12 protein-coding genes are annotated in these 18,171 nt (G+C 71.9%); 7 read left to right on the top strand and 5 right to left on the bottom strand.

Going from position 1 to position 18,171, the window contains the following annotated elements; translation table 11 throughout:
• The first annotated feature begins 168 nt into the window (after window positions 1-168).
• Entirely contained in the window at window positions 169-1,011 is an 843-nt protein-coding gene (locus AB0J55_RS39665; RefSeq protein WP_364261108.1) for an ion transporter, read from the top strand.
• Here AB0J55_RS39665 and AB0J55_RS39660 read toward each other — a convergent pair.
• Window positions 1,000-1,701: a TioE family transcriptional regulator gene (locus tag AB0J55_RS39660; RefSeq protein ID WP_364261105.1), complete on the bottom strand. Its 702-nt coding sequence runs from the start codon at window positions 1,699-1,701 to the stop codon at window positions 1,000-1,002. The two genes, AB0J55_RS39665 and AB0J55_RS39660, sit on opposite strands and share 12 nt — an antisense overlap.
• 17 nt (window positions 1,702-1,718) lie before the next feature.
• On the opposite strand from AB0J55_RS39660, the gene AB0J55_RS39655 reads away from it, so the two are divergent.
• A complete protein-coding gene (locus AB0J55_RS39655) occupies window positions 1,719-2,711 on the top strand; it encodes an erythromycin esterase family protein (protein WP_364261102.1) in 993 nt (330 codons plus the stop codon).
• A gap of 80 nt (window positions 2,712-2,791) precedes the next feature.
• Window positions 2,792-3,721 (top strand): hypothetical protein, encoded by a 930-nt coding sequence (locus tag AB0J55_RS39650; RefSeq protein WP_364261099.1) that lies wholly within the window; start codon window positions 2,792-2,794, stop codon window positions 3,719-3,721.
• 50 nt (window positions 3,722-3,771) lie between these two features.
• Here the strand turns inward: AB0J55_RS39650 and AB0J55_RS39645 are convergent, their stop codons facing one another.
• On the bottom strand, window positions 3,772-6,096 hold the full coding sequence (locus tag AB0J55_RS39645; protein ID WP_364261096.1) for a chitobiase/beta-hexosaminidase C-terminal domain-containing protein: 2,325 nt from the start codon (window positions 6,094-6,096) through the stop codon (window positions 3,772-3,774).
• Window positions 6,097-6,362: 266 nt separating this feature from the next.
• Here AB0J55_RS39645 and AB0J55_RS39640 point away from each other — a divergent pair, with 266 nt between their 5' ends.
• A complete protein-coding gene (locus AB0J55_RS39640; RefSeq protein WP_364261093.1) occupies window positions 6,363-7,607 on the top strand; it encodes a S53 family peptidase in 1,245 nt (414 codons plus the stop codon).
• Here AB0J55_RS39640 and AB0J55_RS39635 read toward each other — a convergent pair.
• Window positions 7,596-8,780 (bottom strand): DUF2716 domain-containing protein, encoded by a 1,185-nt coding sequence (locus AB0J55_RS39635; RefSeq protein WP_364261090.1) that lies wholly within the window; start codon window positions 8,778-8,780, stop codon window positions 7,596-7,598. The two genes, AB0J55_RS39640 and AB0J55_RS39635, sit on opposite strands and share 12 nt — an antisense overlap.
• A gap of 77 nt (window positions 8,781-8,857) precedes the next feature.
• Here AB0J55_RS39635 and AB0J55_RS39630 point away from each other — a divergent pair, with 77 nt between their 5' ends.
• On the top strand, window positions 8,858-9,481 hold the full coding sequence (locus AB0J55_RS39630) for a hypothetical protein (protein WP_364261087.1): 624 nt from the start codon (window positions 8,858-8,860) through the stop codon (window positions 9,479-9,481).
• Here AB0J55_RS39630 and AB0J55_RS39625 read toward each other — a convergent pair.
• Entirely contained in the window at window positions 9,470-12,274 is a 2,805-nt protein-coding gene (locus AB0J55_RS39625; protein ID WP_364261084.1) for an alpha-L-fucosidase, read from the bottom strand. The genes AB0J55_RS39630 and AB0J55_RS39625 overlap by 12 nt on opposite strands.
• Before the next feature lie 153 nt (window positions 12,275-12,427).
• Here AB0J55_RS39625 and sigJ point away from each other — a divergent pair, with 153 nt between their 5' ends.
• Window positions 12,428-13,309 carry an RNA polymerase sigma factor SigJ gene (sigJ, locus tag AB0J55_RS39620; RefSeq protein WP_364261081.1) on the top strand — a complete coding sequence of 294 codons (882 nt, stop codon included), beginning with the start codon at window positions 12,428-12,430 and terminating at the stop codon, window positions 13,307-13,309.
• On the opposite strand, the gene AB0J55_RS39615 is transcribed toward sigJ, so the two are convergent.
• A complete protein-coding gene (locus AB0J55_RS39615; protein WP_364261078.1) occupies window positions 13,278-16,358 on the bottom strand; it encodes a SpvB/TcaC N-terminal domain-containing protein in 3,081 nt (1,026 codons plus the stop codon). The two genes, sigJ and AB0J55_RS39615, sit on opposite strands and share 32 nt — an antisense overlap.
• Window positions 16,359-16,545: 187 nt before the next feature.
• Between AB0J55_RS39615 and AB0J55_RS39610 the strand changes: the two genes are divergently transcribed.
• The gene (locus AB0J55_RS39610; RefSeq protein WP_364261075.1) at window positions 16,546-18,171 is read left to right on the top strand and encodes a S8 family serine peptidase; all 1,626 of its coding nucleotides are present in this window, start codon (window positions 16,546-16,548) and stop codon (window positions 18,169-18,171) included.

Here is an 18,171-nt window from a genome sequence, read left to right as displayed (position 1 = left end):
GCGCCGGCGCGCGCCGGCTGTGCGGTGTGCGCGCCATGCTCCTCCTCGTCGTGACCCGCCTGCTTCCACCATGCCGCATCCGGGCGCGATTGCACCGCGACGAAATCCGGACAGAAAGATGACACTCGCCGGACCGGCTGATCAGGACGGTCCGTGCCATCATCGGGCATGGTCACCAGTGAACCCGAGCTCAACAGCGGGATCCTGCCCGGGAACGTGCGCGCCGACGACTGGATCATGCTCGTGCTCGCCGCCGGGTCGGCCGGGTTGCTGGGGTTCATGGTGCTCAGCCCGCCGGCCCGGGCCACCGGCCTGGTGATCTTCGCCGTCGACTGCGGGATCTGCGCGGTGTTCTTCGCCGAGTTCCTGTGGCGGTGGCGGAAACGGCGGTGGGCGCGGAAGTTCCTCGTCCGCAACTGGTACGAGCTGTTCGCGATGATCCCCGTCGCGCACCCCGCGATGGTCGCGCACAAGTTCGTCACCGTGGTGCTGCTGCTCGTCCGGATCGGGCGGGCCGCGGACCGGGCGGTCGGCGAGCAGTTCACCTACCGGCTCGTCGACAAGCTCTCCGAGCCGATCGTGAAGGCGATCAAGAAGCCGATCACCGTCGCCGTGCTCGACGAGGTCGTCAAGGTGCTGGAAACGGGCAACTACCCGGAGAACCTGGCCAAGTCGCTCGGCGCGCACCGGGAGGAGCTGCGCACGATCATCGCCGAGAAGATCGCCGCGGACCCGCAGCTCGGCAAGCTCAAGCGGCTGCCGTTCCACGACGAAATCGTGCGCGCCTGCGTCGACACCTCGTTCCGCGTGCTCCTGGAGGTGCTCCTCGACCCGCGGATCGACGACTTCTTCTCCGCCGTGGTCCGCGAGAACCGCGAGCAGATCCGGCTGGCCGTGCAGCTCGGGCTCAACGAGGTCGACGACGAGGACGAGGAGAAGCTGCTGCGGGTGCGCACCCAGCGCGCGGCCGCGCACGAGTACGACCGGCTGCACCCGGGGTCACGGCCGTGAGTTCAGGTACGCGCCGAGCCGGCCGGCGGCGTCGAGCATGGCCAGCCCACGGGCGGTCAGCCGGTCCTGCCAGCTCTTGAGCGCTTCGGCCAGTGACTCCGTGCCACCCGCGGTGCGGACCTGCCCGACGACCGTCGCGATGTGGTCCAGCGGGTAGCCGCCGCGGCGCAGGAGGTGGGTCAGCTCGGCGTCGCGGATGTCGGCGGCCCGGTAGACCCGGTAGCCGGTCGCCCGGTCCCGCTCGGGCACCAGGATGTCCGCGCGTTCCCACGCCCGCACGGTCGCCGCGGTGACGCCCAGGTGGTGCGCCAGCTCGCCGATCGACCACGCCGTCGCGGCCGGTTCGGGAGCCGACCCGGCCGTCAGGTGCCCGATCGCCTTCCGGACCGCGTTGAGGGTTTCGCGGTCCCGGAGCAGCTGCTCGTGGCCGCGGTCGACGAGCGTCAGCGCGCGCTCGACGTCGCCGGCGTGTACGGCGTGCATGATCCCGCCCGCCGTCGTGTGCCCGTACGCCGTGACCAGCGCGAGGAACGCACGCAGCGCCGATGCGTGTACCTGGGTGTAGATCCGGTAGCCACTCGGCGTGCGCGCGGCCGGCGGGAGAAAGCCGTCGTGTTCGTAGTTCCGGACCGCCTGCGTGGAGATGCCGTGTTCGCGGGCGAGATCCGCAGGTCTCAACGGAGTGTTCAAGGATACGATTCAACCACATGGACCTCGCCGATATCCCCGCCGACCTGCTCGCCCTGGGCGAGCCGACCCACTTCGAACCGGCCTTCGCGCACCTGCGCAACGACCTCTTCGCGCAACTCGCCGAGCACGGCTTCCGGTCGATCGCGCTGGAGACCGACCGCGTCGCCGCGCTCGACGGCGGGTTCTCGCACGACCTGGGCGAGGTGGCCGCCAACCGGCAGCTGATCGCGTGGCTGCGCGAGTACAACGAGAAGGCCGGCGAACCGCTGACGTTCCACGGCTTCGACGCGCCGACCGAGATGTTCAGCGCGCCGAGCCCGCGCAGCTACCTCCAGCACGTCCGCGACTACCTGGGCCTGGCCGTCGACATCGCCGCCCTGGCCGGCGACGACGAGCGGTGGAGCCGATCCGAGGCGATCCTCGACCCGGCTCAGTCGCCCGGCGCCACCGCGGAAGCCCGCGAGCTGCGGGTGCTCGCCGACGACTTCCTCGCCGCGCTCCTCGCCCAGGCACCCCGGCTCGACGCAGCCTGGCAGCGGGCCAAGGTGCACGCCATCGCGGGACGCGGCCTGCTGCGCTACCACGCGGCGTCGGCCCAGCCCGGTGACCGGGACACGCGGATCTCGCGGCTCGCGGGCATGCGCGCGGTGCTCATGGCCGAGAACCTGCTGGACATCCACGCCCTCGAAGCACCCCGCGGCCGGACGCTGGTGTTCGCGCACAACGGCCACCTGCAACGCTCGGGGTCCGGCGCGGGCGCGATCGTCGGATCGCTGCTCGGCGACCGGTACGCCTTCGTCGCCGGCAGCCTCGGCCACAGCGATGCCATCGGCCTCGGCGAACCGGCGCCGGACACCTACGAAGGCCGGCTGCAGCAGGACACGAAGACCTGGCGGCTGGCCGAAGTCCCGGCCGGTCGCAAACGCACCGACACCAAACCCGGACGCGGCTACTTCGGACTGGACGCCGACGTGCTCGACGGCGCCGCCGCGGTGTGGCACATCGCCTGACAGCGCGGGAAAACCCGGCCCGGTCCCGGGCGGGATTGTGCTTAGCTGTAGCCGACACAGGCTTCACATGGGGGTTTCCGATGAGAGTTCGTCATGGGGTCACCGCACTTCTGGCCGTGGTGGCGTTCGGCGCCGTCCCGGCGCAGGCGAGTGCCGCCACCCCGATCGCCGAGCCGGCCGTGACGTCGGCCGAGTACCCCGACGACAACACCTGGCACCCCGGTGCCGGCGTGCCGGGCTCGTTCACCTTCAGCGCCGGCGGCGACGACTCGGTCGTCGGCTTCTACTGGGGCAACACCGATCCGCCGGGCACCTTCGTGGCGGCGGATCACCCCGGCGGGTCGGCGACGGTTTCCTACACGCCGCAGGCGTCCGGCCCCAACGACCTCTACGTGACGAGCGTCGACAGCGCGGGCAACCGGTCGCCCCAGCACGTCCACCACTTCTACGTGCAGTCGACGGAGCCGCTGATCAACGGGCCGCGGGAGACCGGGGTCGGCGTCCCGGACGAGTTCCGCTTCTCGCCCGGCATGGCCGATGTCGTCTCCTACACCTACCGGATCGACAACGGGCCCGAGACCACCGTGGCGGCCGCGGCCGACGGAACCGTGACCGCGAACGTCGTCACGGCGACCCGGGGTTTCCACCGGCTCAACGTGTGGAGCACGACCAGCACCGGGTTGACGTCCGGTATCGCGAGCAACGGCTACTCGGCCAGCGACGCCCCGCTGGTGGCGAGCACCGACTACCCGGAATACGAGGCCAGCGGAGGCCCCGGCGTCGCCGGCGTCTTCACCCTGACCCCGCGCACGCCGGGCGTCGTCGAGTACGTCTACTACCTCTACGAGGACTGGGGCAACCCGGTCGTGGTCCCGGCCGGCGCCGACGGCCGGGCGAGCTTCACCTTCACGCCCGACGCGTCGGGGTTCTACCCCATCCAGGTCTTCAGCCGGACCGCCGACGGCACCCAGTCCGGCCTCGGCCGCGAGTACTACATCGTGGTGAAGTAACCGGCGTGGAGGACGCCTTCAGCGCATCGCCGAAGGCGTCCTCCACTGCTTCACGGGTAGCTGACCACGTTGACCGGCACCGTGCCCGAAGGCGTGACGCCGCCGGTGTCGTTGATGACGTGGGTGATCGTGCCGCGGTAGTTGAGCGACACCGTCAGCAGGCTGTGGAACCGGACGCCGCTGGTGTTCGGCACCTCGAACGCGTGGTAGCTGGACACCGCCGGGTTCGTGTCGAAGAAGCAGTAACTCCCGAGGCCCCAGGCCTCATGGGACGTCACGTTCGACGCGACCTTGTACGCGGCATACCCGGCGACGCCCGACGGCGCGTTCCACGACGCCTGGTTCGGCACGTCGTAGGGCATCTCGTTCTGGAAGAAGATCGTCCGTCCGCCCTGGCCGTTCCAGATCACCTGGTACTTCTGGTAGTGCTCGACGAACAGGCCGGTGGCCAGCACGTTCGCGCCGTTGACCACGAGCCCGGTGTCGGCGGTGTTGGTGGTCCAGCCGACCGTGCCGCTGTTGCCGTGGTCGGCCCGCCAGGCCCAGATGTGGTCGATGATCGTGTCGGCGCTGTTGACGACCAGGCTGTTCGTCGCCTTGCCCGCGAGCTGGCCGCCGATCCGGAAGAAGACGTCCTGGACCGTCGTCGGGTTCGACGCGTGCGACGCCGACGAGCCGGACTGGCCGACCGTGAGCAGCGCCTGCGAGTTCGTCGTGCCGGCGTCGAAGAGCAGGCCCTTGAGCCGGACGCCGTCCACATCGGACACCTGCATCGCGTTGACGCCGTTGTCGGGCACCAGCGTCGGGTAGCCGATGCCGAGGATGGTCGTGTTCGCCTTGGTCACGTTGAGCGTCTGGTTCAGGTGGTAGATGCCCGGCGTGAAGAACAGGTTGCAGCCGGCGGCGAGGGCGTTGTTGATGGACGCGGCCGTGTCGCCGGACTTCACGACGTAGAACTGGCTCATCGGCACCGACGACCCCGGCGTGCTGCCGTTCGCCCAGCTCGGCCCGGACGCGTTGGTGCGCAGGGACGGCAGGAACACGCGGTACTTGCCGGTGCCGTCGACGTAGAGGTACGGGACGTCGCGGGACACCGGGGTCGTGGCCAGGGTGGTTTCCGGCGGGTTCGGGAACGTGGTCGCCGGCGCGCCGCTGGTGCCGGAGAAGACCATGTTCCAGACGCCGCCGTTCCAGCTGCCGAGCGCGGAGTCGCGGGTGTACCACTGCTGCTGCGACACCGACGCGGCCTGGCCGGCCACCTTCGTGTCGGCGATGTAGCCGCCGCTGGCGTAGCCGTAGCTCGCCGGGTACAGCTGCAGGCCGCCGCGGACGTCCATCCGGCGGAACGGCGCGGCCTGCGCCACCGCCCAGCGCTCGTTGCCGCCGGACGGGTTGACCGCCATGTTCTCCGCCGAGCGCCAGAAGTTCTGCAGCGCTACGCCGTTGTCGGAGGCGTTGAAGGCGTCGACGGTGACGTCGCCGTTGATCAGGACGTCGCCGGGGTTCTGGCCGAGGCCGGCCACCGAGGTGTAGAAGCCGACGTTGTCGTGGACGTTGTTGTAGGTGCCCGGCTTGAAGAGGTGGGCGACGCGGCGCTCGGCGAACTGCGCGGTGAGCGTGTCCTTCTGGTTGTTGAAGTCGGTGTCCAGCTGGGCCTGGATGGTGGCCGCCGACATGCTCGGGTCGAAGATCCGCACGTTCGACCCGAAGTTCGGGGTGTCGGACTGCGTCGGGCAGCCCGCCTGGGTGCCGATCGTGTAGGTCGCGCTCGACACCGGGGACGTCGTCGAGCCGGACTTGAGCGCGATCGCGTTGACGGTGCGGGAGTTCGGGACGCTGATCGGTCCACTGTAGAGAGTGGAGGAGGCGGTCGGGGTTGACCCGTCCACTGTGTACCGGATGGTCGCGCCCGCGGTGGCGCTGCTGATGGTCACCGTCTGGGCGGACGAGTAGGTGCCACCGGGCGGGCTGAACGTCGGCGCGGCCACCGTCGTCGAGCCGCCGCCCACGGTGTAGCTGAAGTGCGGGGTGTCGTACTGCGGGCCGCTCTTCTCGTAGGTGAACCAGTAGTCGAGGACGTTCCCGGTGCTCAGGCCGCCGACGGTGGTCCGCCAGGTGCCGGAGCCGTTGGTCATCCGGAGGTTCTGCTGGCCGAGGCCGGGGACGCCGGTGTAGTGGACGTCCACGTACAGCGCGGGGGTCGTCGGGGTGAAGTTGATCTGCACCTGCGTCGAGCTCACCTGCGTGACGCTCTGGGTGTAGTCGTCCGCGGCCAGTGCCGCCGGGGCGGTCAGCCCGGCCGCCACCAGCAGTGCCGAGGCGACGAGCGCGAGCCCCGGGCCGCGTCGTCGTAGCTTGTCCAAGGTCCGGTTCACGCCGTGACACCTCCGCCGTTGGGGATCCACGAGGTATTTGTTGCCAGTCGCAACAAAGTAGCTCCCAGTCAGCGGCGCTTCGATCACTTTTGAATAACACTTGTCTGGACCAATACGCAAACGGGTGAGTCAGTTCGTCACTCTTCGTCGCATTGGCACCACGGTGGGCGATTGACTGAACCGAGAAACCTTCTTCTGACGGATGACCCCGATCGTGTGACATGCGACGATCCGCTGCCACCTCGTCCCCTACCGAGGAGTAGGCCATGGCGTCTCCACGGTTGTTCCGGTCCCTCGTCGTCCTCTCCCTGCTCGCGGCCCCGCTCACGGTGGCCACCTCGACCGCCGAAGCCACGCCGCTGCAGAGCGGCGGTGTCGTCAACTTCGGCTGCGCGACCTCCGGCAAGATGCAGTCCGGCAAGATGCACTGCCTCGGCAAGGCGGTCCGGTCGCCGAACGGCAACGGCCCCCTGGTCGTCTCGACCCCGGTCGGCTACGGGCCGGCCGAGATCCAGGCCGCCTACAACCTCGGCGGGCTGCACGCGAACGGCCGCACGGTGGCCATTGTGGACGCTCAGGACGCGCCCACCGCGGAGGCCGACCTGGCCAAGTTCCGGTCCGCGCGCGGGCTTTCCCCGTGCACGACGGCCAACGGCTGCTTCAAGAAGGTCAATCAGAACGGCGCGGCGAGCCCGCTCCCGGCGCCCGACTACGGCTGGGCCGAGGAGATCAGCCTCGACCTGGACGCGGTGTCGGCGACCTGCCCGGACTGCCACATCCTCCTGGTGGAGGCCAACTCCCCGGACACCGATCCGCTGATGACCGCGGTCGACACGGCCGCGGCGACGCCGGGCGTGGTGGCGATCTCCAACAGCTACGGCGGCTCCGAAGATTCGACGATCCTCGCCGCGGACGCCCACCTGAACCACCCGGGCATCGCGGTCACGGCGTCCTCGGGCGACTCGGGCTACGGGGTGAGCTGGCCGGCGTCCTCGCCGTACGTCACGGCGGTCGGCGGCACGACGCTGAAGAAGGCCACGACCACCCCGCGCGGCTGGACCGAGACGGCGTGGAGCGGCAGCGGCAGCGGATGCTCCACATTGGAGGCCAAGCCGGCCTGGCAGCACGACACCGGGTGTGCGAAGAGGACGGTCGCGGACGTCTCGGCGGTCGCGGACCCGGCCACCGGCCTCGGCGTGTACGACACGTACAACAGCTGCGGAACGTCGTCGTGGTGCGACTTCCTGCTGTCGCTGGGCCTGGCCCAGGGCGCGGACGGCTGGGTGCAGGTCGGCGGCACGAGCCTGTCGTCCCCGGTGATCGCGAGCGTGTACGCGCTGGCGGGCAACGCGGTGACGTCGGGCTCGTACCCGTACGCGCACACCAGCGGCCTGTACGACGTGACGTCGGGTTCGAACGGCAGTTGCGGCGGGAGCTACCTCTGCACCGCGGGTGCCGGGTACGACGGCCCGACCGGGCTGGGCACCCCGAACGGCACGTCAGGGTTCTGAGCGCCGGACCGGCTCGCCGAGCGCCGCGGTCAGTGTCGCGTCGATCCGCGTGAGCAGCTCGCCGAAGACGCAGACCGTCGCCTCCCACGGGTGCCCGAAGGTGCCCAGCCGGAGGTCGCGGGTCAGGTAGAGGTAGTAGTCCCCGTCCGGGAAGACGGCGCCGGGCCACCGCGGTCCGGCGCCGCCGACCCGGGCGGGGTCGAAGCGGTAGCCGACGTGCTGCCAGTCGAGCCAGTACAGCTCCTCGCCGGGCTCGACGGACTCGCGCAGTCCCCTGTGGACGATGTCGCGCAACGCGTCCAGCTGCGGGTCGTCGAGGTCGCCGACGTGCCAGGTCGCCGAGCCGGGTGGTTCGGTGATGCCGGGGAACTCCCGGATGGCGGGCCGGAAGGCGAACTGCTCCCCGAACCGCGACCAGATCCCGTCGTGTTCGGGATCGTCGAACAGCGCCCGGACCGGACGGGTGCGCGCCGGCTTGCCCGGCGACGGCAAGTGGTATCGCGTCACCGTGGTGATCGCGCGCATCCCGGCCGCCTCGAAGGCCACTCGCAGGTCGCCGGTGGCCTCGGCGAGCAGGAACCGGACCTCCGGATGGCGCCACGAGGACGGGCGCTGCGGGTGGCGCCAGTCCCGGGCGGCCAGCGCGGCCGCGAACCCGGGATCGGTGACCCCGTCGAGGACCATGAATTCGCCGGCGGCCTGCCCCCACGCGGCGTTTCCGGCACCGTCGAAGACCACTTCGGCCGAGCGGTCCAGGTGCGTTCCGTCGGCGACGAACTCGGCGTAGGCGCGGCGGTGTGGCCCGGTCGCCGCCGACCGGGCGAGGAGGTGGGTTTCGCCGAACCGGCCGGGCCGGTCCGGCAGCTCGGTCCCGATCGGACAGACAAGCACCGCGCGCTCCGGCCCGGCCGTGAAGCCCGCGGCACGCAGGCGCCCGGCGAGACCGCGGTCGTAGCCGTACACCGGCCAGACCACCGGCTCGTTCCGGCGCGCGAACGCCGCGACCTGGCGGGCGACCAGCGCGTCGAGGCCGTCGCCGGGCAACGGCCCGTGGGCCACCTCGCCGTGCGTGCCGTAGTGGATCCGGACCACCGGGCCGTCCCGCTCGACCACCGCGCCGATCGGCGGCACCGTCGGCAACCGGCCGCGCAGGCGGTTCAGTGCGTCCTCCATGCCCCCGATCTTCCCCGGTCGGGTGACGTTCGCGCAGCGCGTTTTCGCCGGTCGGCCCGCGGGGTAAGGATGTCTGCATGCTGGACACCGAAGTCCTGTCGCGGACGGCTCCGCGGGCGCTGGACGTCGTCACCCCGCTCGGGGACGTGCGGTTCGCCGTCCGCATCGGTGGCTGGGACGTGCCCGCCAGACCCGAGCTCACCTGGGGTCTCGCGTCCGGGGCGTGGCTGTGCCGGTGGCGGCACAGCTCGGTGCGGCTCGACGTCGTCTCCGGCGCCACCGCGGCCGGGCTGCCCGGGGTGACCCGGGAGACCACCGTGCTCCGGGTGCTGGCCCGGGAGGACGTCGGCGAGTTCGTCGTCCAGGCCGAGCTGGCCGGTGCGCCGCACGAGGACCGCACCTGGGAAAGCGCCTTCACCGCCGAGACCGCCGACGCCGTGGTGAGCGTCGGCGGCCCCAGCGCCGACCGGCTGCGGCGGTGCTCGCGGGCCGGGCAGCACGTGCCGCCGTACTGGTCGCGGCTGGTCGGCGGGGACGCCGTCGAACGGACCGGCGGCCGCCTGACCTGGCGGCTGCCCCGGATCGACCGCGGTGACTATGCCGAGCTGTGGGTGTCCGCCGCCTGGTGTGCCGCGGGCGGGGACCCGGGCCGCGCCGTCGACATCGACGCGGCCCGGGTGCTGCGGGAGCTAACCCAGTGAAATCCGGTCGAGGTCCGGGGCGCCCGCCCGGTCGTTGCCGATCCGGATCGTATTGGCGCCCGCGGTCAGCGTCACCGGGACCGAAGTGGTGTACGGGGTGTTGTTCCCGGCCCCGCTGACCTTGACCTCCGCCGGGGCGCCGCCGTTGACCGACACGAAGTACGACCGGTCGCCGTTGACGGTGAAGTCCAGGTACAGCTGGTACTGGCCCGCCGCGGGCACGGTCACGCCCGGGAACGTCACCGCCGCGCCCGGCCCGACGTTGCGCACCTTCTGGCCGCCCGAGCACGGCGAGCAGCCGGTGACGCCGGCGTCGCCGATGTCGTTGGCCGAGTCCTCCGCTTCACGCATGAACACCCGGTCCGCCGGCCGCTGCTTCACCTGCACCGGCTTGCTCACCGACTTCGCACGGCCGAGCGTCCGGAAGGACGCCGTCACCGGGATGCTCACGTCCTGGGCGGCCGGGGCGGTCACCGTCCACGATCCACTGAGGACCTGGCCGAGCCGCAGATCCGGTGCGGTCACCGGAGAACCCTGGACCGTCCAGCCCGCCGGGACGACCGGCGCCAGCGACACCTGGCCGATCGGGTCGTCGACGTCCAGCCGCAGCGACGCGTCGATCCGCAGCGACTGCTGACCCGGCGAAACCCATTGCACGCCGGCGGGCTGGACGGTCAACGTCGTCCTCGGCGTGTACGACTCGGGTGGCAGGGGTGCCACCGCGATCCGGTCCAGGCCGGTGGTGCCGGAGACCTTGACGGTGTTGGCACCGGCGATCGTCGGCACCGCGATCGCCCCCGGGGCGTCGACGGTGATCGGGGCCGCGCCGTTGACGCTCACCGCAAGCGTGCCCGGCCCGGTCGTGTCCAACTGCAGCCGGGACGGGCCCGTGACCTGGACGTCGCGGAAGACGACCGCGCCGCGGTCGAGGCCGGTCACCGCGTTCGTGCCCGAGCACGCCTCGCACCACACCGGCGTCGCCTTGCCCTCGAAGCCGTTGCGCCACGACTCCGCTTCCAGGGGCACCTCGCCGCGCGGGTCGGGGTAGCCGTAGGCGACGTCGATCTCGTCGAGCGCGAGCTGCCGGTAGAACGGCTTGGCCTGCGGCCCGGACCAGGTGTTCAGCACCTCGAGCCGCAGGTACCGCGCGTGCACCTCGCCGACGTCGATGAACTGGACGCCGCGGGTGCTCGGCAGGGCGCCGGAGCGGACCGTGCGCCAGGTCTTGCCGTCGTCACTGGCGTGGACGCGGTAGTCCTTGATCCGCGCGGAATCCTCGGCGCGGCCGAAGGATTCCCGGGCGTACGTCGGCGATGACTCGCGCTCGTGCACCGCCAGGTAGGCCGTCGACCGCTTCCGGCCCAGGTCCAGCGTCACCGACACCGGGAGCTGACCGCCGGCGTCCCAGAAGTTCAGGTAACTGCCGTCGACGAGGTTCGCCGCCGAAGCCGCGTTGGACGACGCGGTCGCCTTGATCGTGCTCTTGTCGTAGAAGTACTGCTGCCCCGCGGTGTCCACTTTGAACACCGTGTCGTAGGTGTCCCAGTCTTTGATGTCCAGAATGGACAGATAACCGCCGGACTGCGCGAACCGCATCGGCTTCCCGGTGCGCAGGTCGGACACGCCGGTGACGCGGTAGCCGTTGTCCCGCAACCGGACCAGGTTCGTCGACGGCCGCGTGACCACGTGCACGTACTGCGTTCTCGCGCCCGGCTTCACGGTGATCACGCCGTGCGCGCCGTCGTTCCAGAACCCGGGCTGCATGCCGCCGTACATGTAGCCGCCGCCCTCGGTGCCGGTCAGCGACTCCTCGATCGGCTGCGTCCAGGTCGCCATGAAGTTGTTGAACGCCTCCTGCTGCGGCGGGAACTTCCCGTTTAGCATGGCGGTTTCCGCCATCAGCGACTTGATCGACGAGCCCGCGTTCGTGATGTACCGGCCGGTGGAGAGCCGGAAGTCGACGGCCTGGTCGCCGCCGCTGTACCACCAGTCGCCGTTGGTCGGCAGCTTGTAGTCGGCCTCGGTGAGCCGCGGCATCGGCGTGTAGACCGCCTGCGGGTAGTCGTAGGACGGGGTCATGCCGGTCTTCTGCTCGTTGCTGACCGTGTCCATGATCGGCGTGTCCTCGTTGTTGTTGCTCAACAGCCAGGACGGCCGCTTCTCGCGGATGTGCTCGTAGAGCCCGTGCTGCTCCCAGTACTCGTTGTCGTTGTCGATCCAGAACCCGGCGAGGTCGGAGTAGCGGTCCATGACCTCGTCGAACAGGTCGTAGCTGTACTCGCCGAAGCCGGGCCGGGTGGTCAGGTCGACCGGCTTGCCCTTGTACGCCGAGTAGGCGGCCGAGTCGAGCGACTCGTGGCCGGTTTCGTTGTGCCACTGGGGATCGTCGGTCATGTAGAGCATGACCCGGACGCCCTTGGCCCGGCCGGCGGCGATCAGCTCGCCGAGGAAGTCCCGCTGCGTCGAGCAGCTGCCGGGGATCTTCGACGGCCACGGCCGCGCGTACCCGAGCCGGCTGTGGAAGGTGGTGAGGACGACGTAGGACGCACCCAGCTTCTTCGCCTCGTCGATCCAGTAGCCCGGCGTCCAGCCGCCGTCGGTGACGTCACGCTCCCAGGCGGCGCAGTCGGTGTGCCGCGGCGCGGTGAACATGCCCCAGTGCAGGAACAGTCCGGCCGTCGAGGCCCGCAGCCAGTCCTGGCGCGGGTGGTGGAGCTCGGCGTTCGCGGGTGTGACCAGGCTCGCCACCAGCGCGATGGCGGCGGCCAGGCAGGCAAGCAGTCGGATTCTCAAAGGACCTCCTCGTCCGGAGAGATCCGATGATTGGATGGTGATATATCGTACGTCAAGGGAAGATGCCGCTCACCGGCACACAGTCGTCCGATCTGTCACAAACCTGCGGCCACGTACGTCAGGGTGATGATCGCACCGCGAAAGGACGAACCCGTGAACGCAGAGCTTCTCGCCCGCACTTTCGAGACCCACCGCGACCACCTGCGTTCCGTGGCCTACCGGATGCTCGGCTCGCTGACCGAGGCCGAGGACGCCGTCCAGGAGGCGTGGCTGAAGCTGAGCCGGAGCGACAGCGCCGCCGTCGAGAACCTCGGGGGCTGGCTGACCACCGTCGTCGGCCGCGTCTGCCTCGACATGCTGCGGTCGCGCAAGGCCCGGCGCGAGGAGCCGTGGGACACCCTGGTGCCCGACCCGATCATCAGCCGTGACGACGCCGGCCCCGAGCACGAAGCGTTGATGGCGGACTCCGTCGGGCTCGCGCTGCTGGTCGTGCTCGACACGCTCACCCCGGCCGAGCGGCTGGCGTTCGTGCTGCGGGACATGTTCGCGATGCCGTTCGAGGAGATCGCGCCGATCGTCGGCCGGTCCGAGGCGGCGACCCGGCAGCTGGCCAGCCGCGCCCGGCGGCGGGTGCAGGGCGCGCCGGTCGCCCCGGACCCCGACCTGAACCGGCAGCGCGAAGTCGTCGACGCCTTCCTGGCGGCGGCCCGCGGCGGCGACTTCGACGCACTGGTCTCGGTCCTCGACCCCGAGGTGGTGCTGCGCGCCGACCGCGGCCCGGCCCTGGGCGGCTCGGACGTGGTCCGCGGCGCGGCGGCGGTCGCGAACCAGGCCCTGACGTTCTCCCGCCTCGGCGCCGGCGGTGGCGTGGTCCACCGCGCCCTGGTCAACGGCGCGGCGGGCGTGGTGGCGACCCGCGAGGGCCGGCCGTTCTCGGTGCTGGGCTTCACGGTCGCCGGCGGCCGGATCGTCGAGATCGACATCCTGGCCGACCCGGAGCGCCTCAGCCGGCTGGACCTGGCCGTACTGGACTGACCGCGCCGCGCTCGTCGGTCACCAGGGCCAAGGCGCCGTCGTCGTCGAAGTGCCGGTAGCGGCGGCGGCCGTCCGCGTACTGCCACACCGTGTCCGCCACGACCAGCACGAGCTCCCCGTCCTCGATCGCGTACCGGTCGTCCGGGGCCAGGATCTCGTGGATGAGCGTGCCGTTCGTGACCAGCGTGCGGACCCGGCGGCCGGTGTGGTCGTACCCGTACAGCGCGTTGACGCCGTCGCCGTGCACCCCGCGCAGCCGGCCGAACGCGTCGCGGATCTCAGTACCCGCCAGGGGTTCCTCCGGGGCGCCGGACGTGACGGCGTGCCGCAGGCCGCCCGGGCCGGTGACCACGTGCTCCGGGGCGAAGTGCTCGCTGACGCCGTTCGCGTAGTGCACCGCGGCCCGGCGGCCGTGCAGGTCGTACTGGACGGCGTCGACGAAGCCGGGCACGCACACCAGCCTGCCGACCTCGTCGTACTGGTGGTGGACGGTCAGCCGGCCGTCGCCGGCGTCGGGGTAGGTCACCTCGGACACCCGGCCGTCCGCGCGGCGCACGACGTCCAGCCGGTACTCGACGGCCACGTGCGCCGGCCGCCAGCGCTTCTCGGCCACCTGGCCGAGCGCGTCGTAGCCGAACAGCGTGACGCCGGATTCGTCGGCGACGCGCACCAGCCGCCCGCAGCTGTGCGGCCCCGCTTCCAACGGCACCGGCCGCCCGCCGTCGTGGTGGGTGAACGTCATGACCGGGGTGCCGCCCGGGTCGTCGACCAGCACCGCGACCACCCGGCAGGCGGCGTCGTACACGCGGTACACCTTGTGCCCGCCCACGGACCGCGTTTCGACCTCGTTGCCGGCGGCGTCCCGCAGCCGCACGACACCGTCCGCGCCGCGCAGCTCCCGCCCGAGCAGGTCGTGCACACCCTCGCGGCGGTCTTCGCGGACGGTTCCGGTGAGCGGTACGCCCAGGGCGTCGTAGCGGAACTCCTCCGTGGTGTCCGGCGGCTCGCCGTCGCGGAATCCCCGGCTGGTCCGGCACACCAGGCCGCGGGCGCAGTACTCGTGGCGCTCGTCGACGACGTCGCCGAGGAGCTCGGCGTGCCGCCGCTCCAGCAGCCGGCCGGCGCCGTCGCGCAGCTCGGCGGTCACCAGCACCTCCGCCTCGCCGGACACCGCGCGCTGCTCGGTGGTGACCCGGCCCGGGCCGTAGCGGTACCGGACGGTCGGCAGGTCCGCCGAGTCGCCCGGCCGCACGACCGTTTCGGGACGGCCCAGCGGGTCGTGGGTCACCGTGGTCACCGCACCCGCCGGATCGGTCACCTCGCACACCCGGGCCGTGCGGACGTCGTGGCGCGTGACCGTCGTGTTCCCGAGCGGGTCCGTGGCCACCTCCGGGAAGCAGCGGTCGGCCGAGTAGCGGACTTCCCGGGTGTGCCCCAGCGCGTCGGTCGTCGTGGTGCGCAGACCGTTGACGGTGTCGAACCGCCCGTGGAACGTCGTCACCCACCAGCCCTCTTCGCCGGGACGGCGGTGGTAGCCGTGGCGCCGGAAGTCCGGCGGGACCCGGCCGTAGACCTCGGCGACGAGCGCGTCGGTGAGCACCAGTTCCTCCCGCGCGGTGAGGAGACCGTGCGAACCGGCGACGCCGTCGGGCTCTTCGTCGTACCGGAACAGCGTGTCGGACCGCACTTTCCCGCTCCCGTCGACTTCGCGGATCCGGGCGGGCAACGCGGTGAACCGGTGTTCGGGATCGGTCGCGTACGTCGTGCGCGTTTCCCGCACCTGCGGCGGGTGCCCGGGCCGTTCGGTCGTCTCCACCTCGCGCGTCGGGTTCCCGGTCGCGTCGAAGGCCGTCTCCGTGGTGGTGACCGAGACCGGGGAAGTCCGCCGCCCGAACTCCGTCGTCACCGATCGAGTCCACTGTGGACGCCGCAGGTGCTCGACCCGGCGGTAGGGCCGGCCCGCGGCGGGGGAGCCGTCGAGGCCGTAGGTCTCTTCCCCGGCCAGGAGCCCGTCGTCGCCGAACCAGCGCACGGTCCGCAGCGTCGGCGCGTACTCGTCGCCGAGCTCGTCCGCCACGACCCGGCCGAAGACGGGGAACCGGCTGTCGTGGTACTCGAACTCGGTCACGCCCTCCTGGCCGGTGGCCGGTTCGCGCCGGGAGATCCGCCGGACCACCGGCACCGAGGCGACGGCCGCGTACTCGATGGCCGTGCGGAGCCCGAGCCCGTTGTCGATCTCGCACAGCCGTCCGGCACGGGGGGTTTCTTCGAACGAGTGGTACGGCACGGCGTCGAGCAGCGAAACCCCGCCGCCGGACTGCGCCCGAGCGGCCGGCTGGATTCGCCGCGGCGGCGGCGCCTCGACGGTGGCGTAGGCCAGGCGCAGCACCGGTGCGGCGGTTTCCGCGCCCTGGGTGTCGAACCCGCTGAGCGCCACCGACGTCAGCAGGGACGCGCCGGTGACCTCGTCGGCGTCGTAGCCGAGGGACCACCGCCGCACGAGCGGCCGCGGGCTGCCGGGCACCCGCAGGTCGATCCGCGTGCACCGCAGCGCCGTCGTGACGAGGGTGCCGCCGCGGCCCCAGCGCAGCACGTCCGGCCGCGGCTCGTAGCTGAACTCCACCTCGTAGGGGCCGTAGGAGACGCGGGTCAGGTACGCCTGGCCGCTGTGGTGCGCCCAGCCGAACGTGGCGGCCGTGCCGAACGGGTCCTCGGTCCGGTCGAGGTACCAGGCCGGGCCGTCGCCGGGCGCGAGGAAGTGGCGCAGCCCCTCGCGGGTGGTCAGCAGGTAGCCGTCGCCCCGGCGGACCAGCCTGCCCGCCGTGCGGGACCGCGGGTGGCCGTCCGCGACCCCGACGTGGGGCAGCGGGACGGTGAACCCGCCGCCGAACGGGCCGTTCGGCGCGCCGGTCGTGTAGCGCAGGGCGAGCGGCGGCGCGCTGCCGCCGGGCCCGGGCGGCAGGTCGAGTGGCACCGTGAAGCGGCCGCCGCCGGTCGCCGGGTCCGGCGTGAAGGCGGCGTCCTGCGTGCTCGACCGGAGCACAAGCATGTGATCTCCCCGCGTGGATTCGTGACGTCCGGAGGGCCAAGTGGGTGAGCCGGGGGCGCCAGATACGTGTTCACCCGTTTGCCGTCGCCGTTACGCATTCGTGACGTCCGGGCCGTATCCCAGGGACGGCCCACGGGTCTTTCCCGGGTGCCGGTGGTGATCAATGGCGTGCAGGAGGGTGGACCCGATGGTCGTCAGGTTCGTGCGGGACGAGACCGTGGAAGCAGCGGCGGAGGACGCGAGCACGCTCAACGAGCTCCCGGCCCCGCCAAGGCAGTTGCTCGACCGGCACGGCGCCCGCGTGCTCGACCCGGCGACGGCCGTCGTCGCCGCCGGGCAGCCGGTCCCGCGCACGACCGTGTACCGGCCGGGCGTGTTCCTCCTGCCGCAGCGGTACCTGCGCGACCAGGAAACGCTTCCGGCGATCAACCGCGTGCTCGCCCGCATCGGCCTCTACGCCGCCCCCGCCGAGCAGGGCGACAGCAAGGCGTCCGCCCGTTCCCGGGAGCTCGGCGACCTGCCCGTCCGCGCCCTGCTGCACGTGCGCGAAGACGCCGACCCGGTCGTCGTCGACTGCTGGCGGGCGCTGCAGCTGCTGCGGTCCGCCGCCGCGGGCGAGCAGCCGGAACTGGACCCGGAGATCGTCCGCGAGATGTCCGTCGAGCACCTGCTGTTCACGACGCCGGTGTTCGGCGGGGTGCCGTGGGAGACCAGCGGCCTCGGTGGCACGCCCTGGGAGACCAGCGGGTTCGGGGCGGGCAGCTCCTACGGGCGCACCCACGGCGCCAACCGGATCCCGGTGGCGCTGTCCGCCGCCCCGCCGTACCGCGGCAAGCTCACCCACCGGCGGCCGGTGATCGCCGTGCTCGACACCGGGATCGGCCCCCACCCGTGGTTCGGGCTGGCCGACCGCTCCGGCCCGCCGGCCGCCGGCTCGGGGCTCGCCGTCGCGCCGGACATCCAGGACGCGATCCTGCAGGCCCAGCTCGCCGCGGGCACCACCGTGCCCACCCAGCTGCTGGTCGGCTACTGGGACGCGCCGTCGACCGGCCAGCCGCTGATCGGCGACATCGACACCGACACCGGGCACGGCATGTTCATCGCCGGCATCATCCGGCAGGCCTGCCCGGAGGCCGACACCCTGGCCATCCGCGTGGTGCACAGCGACGGCGTCGCCTACGAAGCCGACGTGCTGCTGGCGCTGCACCTCCTCGCCGACCGCGTCCGGAACGCGCAGGCGCACAACCGCCCGCAGGACCTGGTGGACATCGTCTCGATCTCGATGGGCTACTACGTCGAGGACCCGGCGGACGTCGCCTTCACCGGCCGGTTCGGCTCGGCGATCGCCGAGCTGCTCGGCCTCGGCGTGCTCGTCGTCGCGGCCGCGGGCAACGACGCCACCACGCGCCGGTTCTACCCGGCGGCCTTCGCCGACCAGCCGCTCGGCAGCGGCTGCGGGCCGCAGGTGATCAGCGTCGGCGCGCTCAACCCCGACGTCGCCGCCAGCAAGGCGCTGTTCTCCAACGAAGGCCCGTGGGTGCGCTGCTGGGCGACCGGCGCCGGCGTCGTCAGCACGTACCCGACCGACGTCCACGGCAGCGCGGCCGCCGACCACGAGGTGCCCGGTCTCGGCCGCAACTCCTTCGACCCCGACGACTACAGCGCCGGCTTCGCGGTCTGGGACGGGACGTCGTTCGCCGCGCCGCTCGCCGCCGCCGAGCTCGGCAAGGCGCTGCTGCAGTCCGGGGACCTCGCCACGGTCGACCGCGAAACCGTCGTCAAGCGGGCCTGGACCGCGCTGGGCTCGCTGTGA

The organism is Amycolatopsis sp. NPDC049688 (assembly GCF_040674975.1).
In the GTDB taxonomy this organism is placed as follows: Bacteria; Actinomycetota; Actinomycetes; order Mycobacteriales; family Pseudonocardiaceae; genus Amycolatopsis.
This window is presented reverse-complemented; position numbering and strand designations above follow the sequence as displayed.

Bases quoted from the DNA above. Each gene is read 5' to 3' on its own strand.
- AB0J55_RS39615 (WP_364261078.1), bottom strand. From the start codon at position 16,358: ATGCTTGTGCTCCGGTCGAGCACGCAGGACGCCGCCTTCACGCCGGAC.
- AB0J55_RS39650 (WP_364261099.1), top strand. From the start codon at position 2,792: ATGAGAGTTCGTCATGGGGTCACCGCACTTCTGGCCGTGGTGGCGTTC.
- AB0J55_RS39640 (WP_364261093.1), top strand. From the start codon at position 6,363: ATGGCGTCTCCACGGTTGTTCCGGTCCCTCGTCGTCCTCTCCCTGCTC.
- AB0J55_RS39635 (WP_364261090.1), bottom strand. From the start codon at position 8,780: ATGGAGGACGCACTGAACCGCCTGCGCGGCCGGTTGCCGACGGTGCCG.
- AB0J55_RS39610 (WP_364261075.1), top strand. From the start codon at position 16,546: ATGGTCGTCAGGTTCGTGCGGGACGAGACCGTGGAAGCAGCGGCGGAG.
- AB0J55_RS39665 (WP_364261108.1), top strand. From the start codon at position 169: ATGGTCACCAGTGAACCCGAGCTCAACAGCGGGATCCTGCCCGGGAAC.
- AB0J55_RS39655 (WP_364261102.1), top strand. From the start codon at position 1,719: ATGGACCTCGCCGATATCCCCGCCGACCTGCTCGCCCTGGGCGAGCCG.
- AB0J55_RS39630 (WP_364261087.1), top strand. From the start codon at position 8,858: ATGCTGGACACCGAAGTCCTGTCGCGGACGGCTCCGCGGGCGCTGGAC.